The 11284-nt window shown below is 70.0% G+C and carries 13 protein-coding genes and 1 pseudogene; 10 read left to right on the forward strand and 4 right to left on the reverse strand.

The genetic code is table 11. The features are described from left to right. Positions 1-11 precede the first annotated feature (11 nt). Positions 12-95 (reverse strand): annotated as a pseudogene (locus AB0O29_RS31945) (phage holin family protein); the annotation flags it as partial. A 28-nt stretch (positions 96-123) separates the two neighbouring features. Between AB0O29_RS31945 and AB0O29_RS31950 the strand changes: the two are divergent. Continuing rightward, entirely contained in the window at positions 124-537 is a 414-nt protein-coding gene (locus AB0O29_RS31950; RefSeq protein WP_365158696.1) for an RDD family protein, read from the forward strand. Positions 538-571: 34 nt separating this feature from the next. On the opposite strand, the gene AB0O29_RS31955 is transcribed toward AB0O29_RS31950, so the two are convergent. Beyond that, positions 572-874 carry a hypothetical protein gene (locus AB0O29_RS31955; protein WP_365158699.1) on the reverse strand — a complete coding sequence of 101 codons (303 nt, stop codon included), beginning with the start codon at positions 872-874 and terminating at the stop codon, positions 572-574. A gap of 475 nt (positions 875-1349) precedes the next feature. On the opposite strand from AB0O29_RS31955, the gene AB0O29_RS31960 reads away from it, so the two are divergent. Then, positions 1350-3704, forward strand: a complete 2355-nt coding sequence (locus AB0O29_RS31960; protein ID WP_365158724.1) for an immune inhibitor A domain-containing protein — start codon at positions 1350-1352, stop codon at positions 3702-3704. Positions 3705-3815: 111 nt separating this feature from the next. Next, positions 3816-4118: a hypothetical protein gene (locus AB0O29_RS31965; protein WP_365158701.1), complete on the forward strand. Its 303-nt coding sequence runs from the start codon at positions 3816-3818 to the stop codon at positions 4116-4118. Between the two features lie 96 nt (positions 4119-4214). On the opposite strand, the gene AB0O29_RS31970 is transcribed toward AB0O29_RS31965, so the two are convergent. Both AB0O29_RS31970 and AB0O29_RS31975 read right to left on the reverse strand, forming a co-directional pair. Continuing rightward, positions 4215-4820 (reverse strand): nicotinamidase, encoded by a 606-nt coding sequence (locus AB0O29_RS31970; RefSeq protein WP_365158704.1) that lies wholly within the window; start codon positions 4818-4820, stop codon positions 4215-4217. Between the two features lie 190 nt (positions 4821-5010). Further along, positions 5011-6339 carry a nicotinate phosphoribosyltransferase gene (locus AB0O29_RS31975; protein ID WP_365158707.1) on the reverse strand — a complete coding sequence of 443 codons (1329 nt, stop codon included), beginning with the start codon at positions 6337-6339 and terminating at the stop codon, positions 5011-5013. A gap of 114 nt (positions 6340-6453) precedes the next feature. On the opposite strand from AB0O29_RS31975, the gene clpS reads away from it, so the two are divergent. The 7 genes from clpS (at position 6454) to AB0O29_RS32010 (ending at position 11195) form a co-directional block, all read left to right on the forward strand. Continuing rightward, positions 6454-6768, forward strand: coding sequence for an ATP-dependent Clp protease adapter ClpS (gene clpS / locus AB0O29_RS31980; RefSeq protein ID WP_045948367.1), 315 nt, complete (start codon positions 6454-6456; stop codon positions 6766-6768). Further along, positions 6768-7367 (forward strand): DUF2017 domain-containing protein, encoded by a 600-nt coding sequence (locus AB0O29_RS31985; protein WP_365158711.1) that lies wholly within the window; start codon positions 6768-6770, stop codon positions 7365-7367. The genes clpS and AB0O29_RS31985 overlap by 1 nt, the downstream gene beginning before the upstream one ends. Positions 7368-7684: 317 nt before the next feature. Next, entirely contained in the window at positions 7685-9136 is a 1452-nt protein-coding gene (locus AB0O29_RS31990; RefSeq protein WP_365158714.1) for an amino acid permease, read from the forward strand. 135 nt (positions 9137-9271) lie between these two features. Then, entirely contained in the window at positions 9272-9694 is a 423-nt protein-coding gene (locus AB0O29_RS31995; RefSeq protein WP_365158716.1) for a M67 family metallopeptidase, read from the forward strand. Between the two features lie 77 nt (positions 9695-9771). Next, entirely contained in the window at positions 9772-9879 is a 108-nt protein-coding gene (locus tag AB0O29_RS32000) for a putative leader peptide (RefSeq protein WP_311736929.1), read from the forward strand. A gap of 87 nt (positions 9880-9966) precedes the next feature. Further along, positions 9967-10245 (forward strand): MoaD/ThiS family protein, encoded by a 279-nt coding sequence (locus AB0O29_RS32005; RefSeq protein WP_365158719.1) that lies wholly within the window; start codon positions 9967-9969, stop codon positions 10243-10245. Further along, a complete protein-coding gene (locus AB0O29_RS32010; RefSeq protein ID WP_365158721.1) occupies positions 10245-11195 on the forward strand; it encodes a cysteine synthase in 951 nt (316 codons plus the stop codon). Before AB0O29_RS32005 ends, AB0O29_RS32010 begins: the two co-directional genes overlap by 1 nt. The last annotated feature ends 89 nt before the right edge of the window (positions 11196-11284 follow it).

Here is an 11284-nt window from a genome sequence, read left to right on the forward strand (position 1 = left end):
GGGAGGCTCGCTCAGTTCTTGTCGGGCAGGGCCAGGTTCAGGGCCCAGGAGACGACGGAGATGATCAGTCCGCCGAGGACGGCGGTCCAGAAGCCTGTCGCCCGCATCATCGACGTGCTGGCCGTGTTCATCCCGCTCTGGATCGTCTTCTTCGCGATCGGGCTGGCCTTCCCGTCGACCGCGACCAACGACGACGGTCAGCTGTCCGACGCCGCGAGCCGCTGGCTCGGCGGGGCCTTCCTGCTGTGGTGGCTGCTCTACGTCGCCGCCTTCATCGGCTACGACTGGTACCTCACCCAGAAGACCGGCCAGACCCTGGGCAAGAAGGCGATGCGCCTGCGGGTGGCCGCGCTCAACGACGGCAGCGTGCCCACCTCCGGCGCCTCGATCAGCCGGGCCGCCACCCTCTGGGTGCCGTTCTTCCTCTGCTGCGGCCTGTGGTGGGTCATCGTGGGCATCTCGATCCTGATCGACAAGCCCTACCAGCAGGGCCTGCACGACAAGGCCGCCAGGACGGTGGTCGTCACGGCGCCCTGAGGCGCGCCGACGGGCGCACGCGCGCCGGGGCGGCTCAGTGGTGGACGGGCTGCTCCGCGGGGGCCGTTCGCGGCTCCGGCACCCGGACCTCCGCGGCCGGCACGGCCGGCGCCGCGGCCGCGCTCTGCCGGGCGGCGCCGCGGGCGGCGGCGTGGCGGCCGCGCCGGCGGGGGAGCGGCACGGTGAGGGCGACCAGCAGCCCGAGGGCGAGCGCGGCGGCGGAGATGACGGCGACCCCGATCCCCGTGCTCGTCTGCGAGAGCAGCAGCATGGCGATGGTCGACACGATGACGGTGGCGGAGCCGTAGGCGAGCTGTGCGGCAGTCGGACGCGGCATGACGTGTTCCGTCCTCGGAGGCGGGAGGTGCAGGTGCGTCGGCTCGGAGTCGGCTCAACCGTCTCGCGCGTCAAGTGACTCATACGACGGGATGCCCGAGGAGGGCCAGAAGTAAGCGTGACCTTACCCACGATGCCGGAGCACGGGGGGCGCACGGGGTCACAAACCGGGTCGCAACCGGACGACCGTCGGCCGTCAGCGCGTCCCTTCGCCCCGGAAGGCCCCGATGACTCCAAACGTCCGAATAACGGAACTGCCTGACCGCATAGTGCAGTTGTAAGGAAGAAGTCAAGGTCTGTCTTTTCTTTAGACTCTCCGGTCAAATGTCGTCACTTGAGACGCGCGCCGCGCGGAACCCCCCACTCCTATGGAGACGTTCCGACCAACGCCCGCGGCCGCGGGAGGGGAACGACATCAAGTGACCGGCAACTCCGCAAGGCGTCGCGCGCTGCGCGCCGCCGTCGTCGGCGTGACCATGGCGGCAACGGCCGCCTCGGGCGCCTTCTTCGCCACGGCCCAGGCCGACACCAGCTGGGGCGGCGTACCCGCCTCCGACAAGCAGGACCCGACCGCTCCTGCCCAGGAGAAGGTCAAGCACGACCTCGAAACCCCGTTCAGCAAGCAGCAGGCGCAGGAGCGCGAGGCTGCCCTTGACCAGGTGCTGGCGGGCAAGAAGCAGGTCGAGCAGCGCGGTGCCTCGAAGGTCGTCAAGCTCGACGACAAGAAGTACGTCGAGCTCGGCCGCGAGAAGACCGACAAGATCTTCACCATCCTCGTGGACTTCGGGGACCAGGTCGACAACACGACCATGTACGACCCGGACGGCCCGAACGGCCCGAAGCCGCCGCAGCCCAAGTTCGGCGGCACGCCCGGCCCGCTGCACAACCAGATCGCGCAGCCCGACCGCGCGAGCAACAACAGCACCGCCTGGCGCAAGGACTTCAGCCGCGACTACTTCCAGGACCTGTACTTCGGTACCGGCCAGGGCAAGAACTCGCTGAAGACCTACTACGAGAAGACCTCCTCGGGCCGCTACTCGGTCGACGGACAGGTCTCCGACTGGGTCAAGATCCCGTGGAACGAGGCCCGTTACGGCTCGAACTACTGCGGTCAGACCAACTGCCCCACCGTGTGGGACGCCGTCCGCGACGGCGTGAACGCGTGGGTGGACGCGCAGAAGAAGGCCGGCAAGTCCGACGCGGACATCAAGGCGACCCTGGCGCAGTACGACCAGTGGGACCGCAACGACTACGACGGCGACGGCAACTTCAACGAGCCCGACGGCTACATCGACCACTTCCAGATCGTCCACGCGGGCGAGGACGAGTCGGCCGGCGGCGGCGTGCAGGGCACCAACGCGCTGTGGGCGCACCGCTGGTACGCGTACGGCACGGACGTCGGCAAGACCGGCCCGGCCAACAACAAGGCCGGCGGCACCCAGATCGGCGACACCGGCATGTGGGTCGGCGACTACACGATGCAGCCGGAGAACGGCGGCCTCGGCGTCTTCGCGCACGAGTACGGCCACGACCTCGGTCTGCCGGACCTCTACGACACCTCCGGCGGCGGCGAGAACTCGGTCGGCTTCTGGTCCCTGATGTCGGCGGGCTCCTGGCTCGGCGAGGGCAAGGACTCCATAGGCGACCTCCCGGGCGACATGACCGCCTGGGACAAGCTCCAGCTGGGCTGGCTGAACTACGACACGGCCAAGGCCGCGACGAAGTCCACGCACAAGCTGGGCGTCTCGGAGTACAACACCAAGGACAAGCAGGCGCTGGTCGTCGAGCTGCCCAAGAAGCAGGTCAAGACCGACATCGTCGCTCCCGCCGAGGGTTCCTCGCAGTGGTGGAGCCAGATGGGTGACGACCTCAAGAACACCCTCACCCGCTCCGTCGACCTGACGGGCAAGAAGTCCGCGGCCCTGTCCCTCAAGGGCTGGTGGGACATCGAGCAGGACTACGACTTCCTCTACACCGAGGTGTCCACGGACGGCGGCGCCACCTGGCACGCGCTGGCCGGCACCGCCGACGGCGCGGCCATCCCGGCCGACGCCTCCGGCAGCGTCGCGCTGACCGGTGCCTCCGGCGCCTGGAAGTCCCTGAACTTCCCGCTCGACGCCTACGCGGGCCAGAAGATCGACCTCCGCTTCCGCTACCAGACGGACGGCGGCGCGGGCGGCAAGGGCTTCACGGCCGACGCCATCACCCTGACCGCCGACGGTGCGGCCGTCTTCACCGACGGTGCCGAGAACGGCGACAACGGCTGGACCGGCAAGGGCTTCGAGCGGGTCGGCGGCAGCTTCACCAAGGAGTACCCGCAGTACTACATCGCGGAGAACCGCCGCTACGTCTCGTACGACCAGACCCTCAAGGTCGGCCCGTACAACTTCGGCTGGGCCAACTCGAAGCCGAACTGGGTCGAGCACTACCCGTACCAGGACGGTCTGCTGATCTGGCTGTGGGACAAGTCGCAGAAGGACAACAACACGAGCCAGCACCCCGGCTCGGGTCTGATCCTCCCGATCGACGCCAACGCCAAGCCGATGAAGTGGGCCGACGGCACGCTGCTCCGCAACAAGATCCAGCCGTACGACGCCCCGTTCAGCGCCTACTCGACGGACGCGTTCACCCTGCACAAGAACGGTGAGTCGCTCTTCGTCAAGCCGAAGCCGGCGAACCTGGTCTTCGACGACCACAAGGGCAAGTACTACTACGACGAGAACCCGACCGGTTCGGTGAAGGTCGCTGACACCAACACCAAGATCAAGATCGCGAAGGAGACCTACGACGGCCTCCAGATGACGATCGAGGTCGGCCCCGCGGCCAAGTAGTCGTTGAAACCGCAGGTCAAAGCATGATCGGCCGTCGCCCTCTAGCGGGCGGCGGCCGATCGCGTTTAGATGCACGGACGACTGTTCTTATTGACGGGGGAGCTGAGGGTCATGCCAGGTGGAGGTTTCGTCAGACTGCCGGGCGGCAGCGTCGTGGTCGCGCTGACGCTGCCGAGGCCGTCCGGCGACGGCGGAGACGTCCGCGTGCTGGTGCACGCCGCGAACCGGGCCCGCGCCCTGACCAGGCTGCGGAACCTCGGCATGAGGGCCGTGTACCTGCGCGGCAACGCGCAGCCGCCGACCCCGGACGAGATCACGGCGGTCCTCCACCACCCGGACGGCCTCCTGTGGCGGGGCACCCCGGACTGCACGGCGGAGCTGTGGCACCCGATACGGGCGCTGCTGGGGCGCTAGGGCCTGTTCGAGAGCCGGGGGCGCCCGGGCGCGCCCGGGCGCACGCCCTGGGGCGCCTGGGGCACCCCGGGCCGCGCCCTGCGCGCCCCCCGAGGCTCAGGCGGGGGCGGGGCCGCTCAGGGTGCCGACGAGGGTCACGCCCGCCGCGCGGAGGTCCGCCAGGGCCTTCTCGGTGGTGTGGGGGGCCACGGCGGCCGTCAGGTCCAGCAGGACGCGGGTGGTGAAGCCCTCGCGGGCGGCGTCGAGGGCGGTGGCGCGGACGCAGTGGTCGGTGGCGATGCCGACGACGTCCACCTCGTCCACGTTCCGCTCGCGCAGCCAGCCGGCGAGGCCGGAGCCGTTCTCGTCCGTGCCCTCGAAGCCGCTGTAGGCGGCCTCGTACGCGCCCTTGTCGAAGACGGCTGCGACCGCCCCCGAGGCGACGGCGGGGGCGAAGTTCGGGTGGAACCCGACGCCCTCGGTCCCGGCGACGCAGTGCGCGGGCCAGGAGTTCTCGTAGTCCGGCTCGGCCGGGGGCAGCGCGAAGTGCGGACCGGGGTCGATGTGGTGGTCCCGCGTCGCCACGACGTGCCGGTAGCCGGCGGTGGCGTTCCCGATCAGCTCGGTGATCGCGGCGGCGACGTCGGCGCCGCCGGTGACCGCGAGGCTGCCGCCTTCGCAGAAGTCGTTCTGTACGTCGACGACGATCAGTGCGCGGTGCATGTCACGTGCCCTTCGGATCGGTGTGGGTGGTCGTACGGTGCGGGCGGGCCCCGCGGGGGCTCTTCCCCCACCCCGCCCCTTCCCGAAACTGGGGCTGCGCCCCAGACCCCGCAGGCCGATTCCGGCCCTGCCGGCGTTCGAGGCGCGGGGTCCGGGGCGGAGCCCCGAAGGGCCCCGCTCCGCGCGGCCGCTACGCGTACTCGGTCGGGAGGACCGGCTCGCCCCGGGAGAGCTGCGTCGCGGACAGCGGCAGGCCCGCACGGGCCCGCTCGTGGCGGGCGCGCGCCGCGTCCAGCGGCTCGCGGGCCACCACCTCGCCCGCCTTCACGAGCTGCACCGCCAGCTGCCGGTCGGCCAGCGCCGTCGGGACCGGCCCGGTCCCGACCACCTCGGCCTCCGCGACGCCCTCGGCGTCCAGCCGCCGCGCCGCCCACTTGCGCCCGCCGATCGAGGTCTTCCCGCCGGAGGACTTCTTCGCGACCGGCACCAGCGGAGCCTTCGGGTCCGCCGACTCCGCCCGTGCGACGAGCTTGTAGACCATCGAGCACGTCGGGTGCCCGCTGCCGGTCACCAGCTGGGTGCCCACCCCGTACGCGTCCACCGGCGCCGCCGCCAGCGAGGCGATCGCGTACTCGTCCAGGTCGGAGGTGACCACGATCCGCGTCCGCGTCGCGCCCAGCTCGTCCAGCTGCTGCCGCACCCGGTGCGCGACGAGCAGCAGGTCGCCGGAGTCGATCCGGACCGCGCCCAGGTCGGTCCCGGCGACCTCCACCGCCGTGCGGACGGCCTCCGCGACGTCGTACGTGTCCACCAGGAGGGTGGTTCCGGAGCCCAGCGAGGCCACCTGCGCGGTGAACGCGTCGCGCTCGGTGTCGTGCAGCAGGGTGAAGGCGTGCGCGCTGGTGCCGACCGTCGGGATCCCGTACCGGAAGCCGGCCGCCAGGTCGGAGGTGGAGGTGAAGCCGCCCACGTACGCGGCCCGCGAGGCCGCGACGGCCGCGAGCTCGTGCGTCCGGCGCGCGCCCATCTCGATCAGCGGCCGGCCGCCGGCGGCCGAGGCCCTCCGGGAGGCGGCGGCGGCGATCGCCGAGTCGTGGTTGAGGATCGACAGGATGACCGTCTCCAGCAGCACGCACTCGGCGAAGCTGCCCTCGACGCGCAGGACGGGCGATCCGGGGAAGTAGACCTCCCCCTCCGGGTAGCCCCAGATGTCACCCGAGAAGCGGTACGAGGCCAGCCAGTCCAGCGTCCGCATGTCGACGACGGCCCGCTCGCGCAGGAACTCCAGCACCGCTCCGTCGAAACGGAAGTTCTCCACGGCGTCCAGGACGCGCCCGGTGCCCGCCAGCACCCCGTAGCGCCGCCCCTCGGGCAGCCGCCGGGTGAAGACCTCGAAGACGGAGCGCCGGTCGGCCGTGCCGTTGGCCAGCGCGGCCTGCAGCATCGTCAGCTCGTAATGGTCCGTGAAGAGCGCTGTCGACGGCACGTCCACCGGCAGGCCCAGGTCCGCAGGGTTCATGTCACGGATGCTAGCGCACATTTCGTCAAACTGACGAGATGTACTTCCGGGCGGGCCGGGGGCGGGGTCCCGGAGGGGGACCCGTTTGTGCGACGGGCCACTCGCAGTGGCAGCATGGGACGAGTGAGTGTTGCTCCGATTGAGATCGAACGGACCGAATCGGCAGAGGAGACCTTCGCGGTCCCGGAACCCGACGTCCCCTGGGTGACCCTGGTCCACAACGACCCGGTCAACCTCATGAGCTACGTGACGTACGTGTTCCAGGCGTACTTCGGCTACCCCAAGGACAAGGCGACCAGGCTGATGCTCGACGTCCACAACAAGGGACGGGCGGTCGTCTCCAGCGGCACCCGCGAGGAGATGGAGCGCGACGTGCAGGCCATGCACGGCTACGGGCTCTGGGCGACCCTCTCGCAGGACCGCAACTGATGGGCGGAGTGTTCGAGCCCCTGAAGGGCGGCGGGGCCGCCGTCGCGCTGGACGAGATCGAGATCTCCATCCTGCGCTCCCTCGCGGTGCAGCTGCTGGAGCTGATCGGCCCCGGCGAGCCGGAGCCCGCCGCGGACGCCGACCCGCTGGCCGTGCTGTTCGCCGCCGAGGGCCCCACCGAGCCCCCGTCCGACCCGGCACTGGCCCGGCTGTTCCCCGACGCCTACGGGGGCCCCGGCGCGGGGCCCGGCGAGGACCCGGAGGAGCTGCGGGCGCGCTCGTCGGAGTTCCGCCGCTTCACCGAGAACGACCTGCGCACCCGCAAGCGGGAGGACGCCCTCGCCGTCGTCCGCAGCCTCGACTCGCTCACCCCGGCGGGCGACGGCGCGGCCGTGCTGGAGCTGGGCGGGGAGCTGTCGCTGCGCTGGCTCGGCTCCCTCAACGACCTGCGGCTGACCATCGCGGCCCGGCTGGAGATCACCGACGACGAGCAGAGCTCGGAGCTGTACCGGCTGCCGGACGACGACCCGCGCAAGCCGATGGTGATGGCGTACCTGTGGCTGGGCGGACTCCAGGAGACCCTCGTCGAAACGCTCTGAGGATCCTCAAGAGAGCGCGTCGTTCGCTCAGCGGACGCTCAAATCCGGATAACGATCAGATCACCGCCATGCGGTGATCTGATCTATTTCTGGCCAGATGTCCCGATTTAACCGTGCGCCGCGTCGCATTTCGCCCCTTCCTCCACCCCTAAGCGCGTGATAAATCTTCACGACCGCCGCCGGGACGCCACCCATGTCCCCCGGCCCGCTTGAACCGGCTGACCGCCGGGTGCAACTCCATCCGTATCCGGGGGGATCGAGGACCCGATCCGCAGCCGTCTCAGGCGCGGGTCGGCGTGGAGAAAGGCGCACCAAACATGACCTCTGTGCAGGTCGAGCAGCACGACAGGACGCCCGGCGAGGGCACGCAGGGCGAGGGCGACGGCGAGGGTTACCACCGCGCGCTCGGCGCCCGCCAGATCCAGATGATCGCGATCGGCGGGGCCATCGGCACCGGCCTGTTCCTGGGCGCGGGCAAGGCGATCTCGAAGGCCGGCCCCAGCCTGATCCTGGCCTACGCCATCGTCGGCCTGGTCATCTTCTTCATCATGCGGGCCCTGGGCGAGCTGCTCATGTACCGCCCCGTCTCGGGCTCCTTCTCCGACTACGCCCGCGAGTTCCTCGGCCCGTTCTGGGGTTACGCCACCGGCTGGACGTACTGGCTGTTCTGGGTCGTCACCGGCATCACCGAGGTCACCGCCGCCGCGAAGTACATGTCGTACTGGACGCACGACAGCTTCCCGCAGTGGGCCTACGCGCTGATCTTCACGGTCATCCTCTACGCCGCCAACCTGATCTCCGTGAAGCTCTTCGGCGAGCTGGAGTTCTGGTTCTCCATGGTCAAGGTCACCGCCATCGTCGGCATGATCCTGATCTGCGCCGGCATCCTCACGATCGGCTTCTCCGACGCCGCCGCCGGCGCCTCCGTCTCCAACCTGTGGAACGACCGCGGCTTCTTCCCCAACGGCATCGGCGAGACGCTGATGACCCTGCAGATCGTCGTGTTCGCCTTCCTCGCGGTCGAGCTGGTCGGCGTCACCGCCGGCGAGTCCAAGGACCCGGCGAAGACCCTGCCCAAGGCCATCAACACCGTGCCGTGGCGCATCGCCGTCTTCTACGTCGGCGCGCTCATCATGATCATGTCGGTCATCCCGTGGCAGAACTTCAAGGCCGGCGAGAGCCCCTTCGTCCTCGCCTTCGAGAAGATGGGCCTGGGCATCGGCGCCGCGATCGTCAACTTCGTCGTCCTGACCGCCGCCCTGTCCTCCTGCAACTCGGGCATGTACTCCACCGGCCGCATGCTGCGCGACCTCGCGCTCAACGGCCAGGGCCCGAAGTTCTTCACCAAGCTGACCAAGACCGGCACCCCGCTCGTCGGCACCACCTTCTCCGCCGCCCTGATGCTCGTCGGCGTCTGGATCAACTACGTCGCCCCCGGCAAGGCCTTCGACTACGTCGTCTCCTTCGCCACCATCTCCGGCATGTGGGCCTGGATCGTCATCCTCGTCTGCCAGATCCGCTACCGCGCCAAGGCCGACCGCGGCGAACTGCCCCAGTCGACCTTCCGCACCCCGGGCGCCCCGTACACCAGCTACTTCTCCCTGGCCTTCATCGGCATGGTCATCGTGATGATGGGCCTGGACAAGGACTCCCGCGTCTCGCTGTACTGCGCGCCGCTGTGGGGCCTGATCCTCGGCGTGTCCTACCTCGTCCTCAAGGCCCGCAACCCCAGCGGAGCCGCGTTCGAGAAGGCCTCCAGCTCCTCGTAGCCGAAGCCCCGGGCCGTGGGTCCCGGCCGCCTGCCGCGGCCGGGAACCGCGCTCCCGTGGACCTCGTGTCCAACATCCGGGCCCTCCCGTACCACACCTCGGTACGGGAGGGCCCGTCTGCTTATCCTGTCGCTCATGCTGACCCTCACCCAGGCCCTGTACGACCAGATCGTGGAACACGCCCGCCAGGACCACCCCGACGAGGCGTGCGGCGTGGTGGCCGGCCCGGCGGGCACCGGCCGTCCGGAGCGGTTCATCCCGATGCTCAACGCGGCCCGCTCGCCCACGTTCTACGAGTTCGACTCGAAGGACCTGCTGAAGCTCTACCGCGAGCTCGACGACCGGGACGAGGAGCCCGTGATCGTCTACCACTCGCACACCGCGACCGAGGCCTACCCCTCGCGCACGGACGTCACCTACGCCAACGAGCCCGGCGCCCACTACGTCCTGGTCTCCACGGCCGACACCGACGGCCTGGGCGAGTTCCAGTTCCGCTCGTACCGGATCGTCGACGGGGTGATCACGGAGGAGGAAGTGCAGGTCGTGGCGGCCTACTGACCACGATGTGAGCGGCCGGCGTCCACGATGCGGGATCACACTCCAAACGGGGGACCGGGAATCGTTAACATGACCGCATGGTTTCCCACGACGTGAGCATCGAGACGCCCGGCAGGCTGCTGCTCGTGGCGCGGCTGCACGTCGACCTGTGCCGCCTCGCCAGCGCCATCTGTCCTGCCGCCTGAGCACCACGGCCCCGCGCGCGGGCCGCACGAGAGCGCGCCCTCACTCTTCTCTCCACCTCCGCCTTCACGACACTGGAGCACGCTGCCATGGCCATCGAGGTCCGCATCCCCACCATCCTCCGCACCTACACCGACGGCGAGAAGGCCGTGAACGGCGAGGGCGCCAACCTCTCCGAGCTGTTCGCGGACCTGGAGACCCGTCACAAGGGCATCGAGGCCCGCCTCCTCGAGGACGGCAAGCTGCGCCGCTTCGTGAACGTCTACCTCAACGACGAGGACGTCCGCTTCATCGACGGCATCGCCACCGCCCTCAAGGACGGCGACAGCGTCACCATCCTCCCGGCCGTGGCCGGCGGCTCGAAGTAATGCGGTACGACTCCCCGCTCGCGGCGGTCGGCAACACCCCGCTGGTCCGCCTGCCGCGGCTGTCCCCCTCGGCGGACGTCCGGATCTGGGCCAAGCTGGAGGACCGCAACCCGACCGGCTCGATCAAGGACCGCCCGGCGCTCCACATGATCGAGCAGGCGGAGAAGGACGGCCGCCTCTTCCCCGGCTGCACCATCCTGGAGCCCACCTCCGGCAACACGGGCATCTCGCTCGCGATGGCCGCGAAGCTCAAGGGCTACCGGATCGTGTGCGTGATGCCGGAGAACACCTCGCAGGAGCGCCGCGACCTTCTCGCGATGTGGGGAGCCGAGATCATCCCGTCGCCGGCCGCGGGCGGTTCCAACACCGCCGTGCGGGTGGCGAAGGAGCTGGCGGCGGAGCACCCCGACTGGGTGATGCTCTACCAGTACGGCAACCCGGACAACGCGGGCGCCCACTACGCCACGACCGGCCCGGAGATCCTGGCGGACCTCCCCTCGGTCACCCACTTCGTGGCGGGCCTGGGCACGACGGGCACCCTGATGGGCGTCGGCCGCTACCTGCGCGAGCACGTGCCCGGGGTGAAGATCGTGGCCGCGGAGCCGCGGTACGACGACCTCGTCTACGGCCTGCGCAACCTCGACGAGGGCTTCGTCCCCGAGCTGTACGACGCCTCGGTCCTGACGACCCGCTACTCGGTGGGCTCGGCCGACGCGGTGACCCGCACCCGTGAACTCCTCCAGCAGGAGGGCATCTTCGCGGGCGTCTCGACGGGCGCCGCCCTGCACGCGGCGATCGGCGTGGGCCGCAAGGCGGCCGCCGCCGGGGAGTCCGCCGACATCGTGTTCGTCGTGGCCGACGGGGGCTGGAAGTACCTGTCGACGGGCGTGTACACGGCGGCGACGACGGAGGAAGCGATCGAGGTCCTCCAGGGCCAGCTCTGGGCGTAGCTCCCGGGATGGGACGGCCGGCCAGTGCTCCTGGGAAGATCCAGTCAGTGTCTCTAGAGACACGCCCCACGAGGGAGCGCGAGGCTGAC

The sequence above is a fragment of the Streptomyces sp. NPDC089915 genome (assembly GCF_040684675.1).
In the GTDB taxonomy this organism is placed as follows: Bacteria; Actinomycetota; Actinomycetes; order Streptomycetales; family Streptomycetaceae; genus Streptomyces.

Bases quoted from the DNA above. Each gene is read 5' to 3' on its own strand.
- AB0O29_RS31995 (WP_365158716.1), top strand. From the start codon at position 9,272: ATGCTGACCCTCACCCAGGCCCTGTACGACCAGATCGTGGAACACGCC.
- AB0O29_RS31965 (WP_365158701.1), top strand. From the start codon at position 3,816: ATGCCAGGTGGAGGTTTCGTCAGACTGCCGGGCGGCAGCGTCGTGGTC.
- AB0O29_RS32005 (WP_365158719.1), top strand. From the start codon at position 9,967: ATGGCCATCGAGGTCCGCATCCCCACCATCCTCCGCACCTACACCGAC.
- AB0O29_RS31990 (WP_365158714.1), top strand. From the start codon at position 7,685: ATGACCTCTGTGCAGGTCGAGCAGCACGACAGGACGCCCGGCGAGGGC.
- AB0O29_RS32000 (WP_311736929.1), top strand. From the start codon at position 9,772: ATGGTTTCCCACGACGTGAGCATCGAGACGCCCGGCAGGCTGCTGCTC.
- AB0O29_RS31970 (WP_365158704.1), bottom strand. From the start codon at position 4,820: ATGCACCGCGCACTGATCGTCGTCGACGTACAGAACGACTTCTGCGAA.
- AB0O29_RS31955 (WP_365158699.1), bottom strand. From the start codon at position 874: ATGCCGCGTCCGACTGCCGCACAGCTCGCCTACGGCTCCGCCACCGTC.
- AB0O29_RS31975 (WP_365158707.1), bottom strand. From the start codon at position 6,339: ATGAACCCTGCGGACCTGGGCCTGCCGGTGGACGTGCCGTCGACAGCG.
- clpS (WP_045948367.1), top strand. From the start codon at position 6,454: ATGGGACGAGTGAGTGTTGCTCCGATTGAGATCGAACGGACCGAATCG.
- AB0O29_RS32010 (WP_365158721.1), top strand. From the start codon at position 10,245: ATGCGGTACGACTCCCCGCTCGCGGCGGTCGGCAACACCCCGCTGGTC.
- AB0O29_RS31960 (WP_365158724.1), top strand. From the start codon at position 1,350: ATGGCGGCAACGGCCGCCTCGGGCGCCTTCTTCGCCACGGCCCAGGCC.
- AB0O29_RS31985 (WP_365158711.1), top strand. From the start codon at position 6,768: ATGGGCGGAGTGTTCGAGCCCCTGAAGGGCGGCGGGGCCGCCGTCGCG.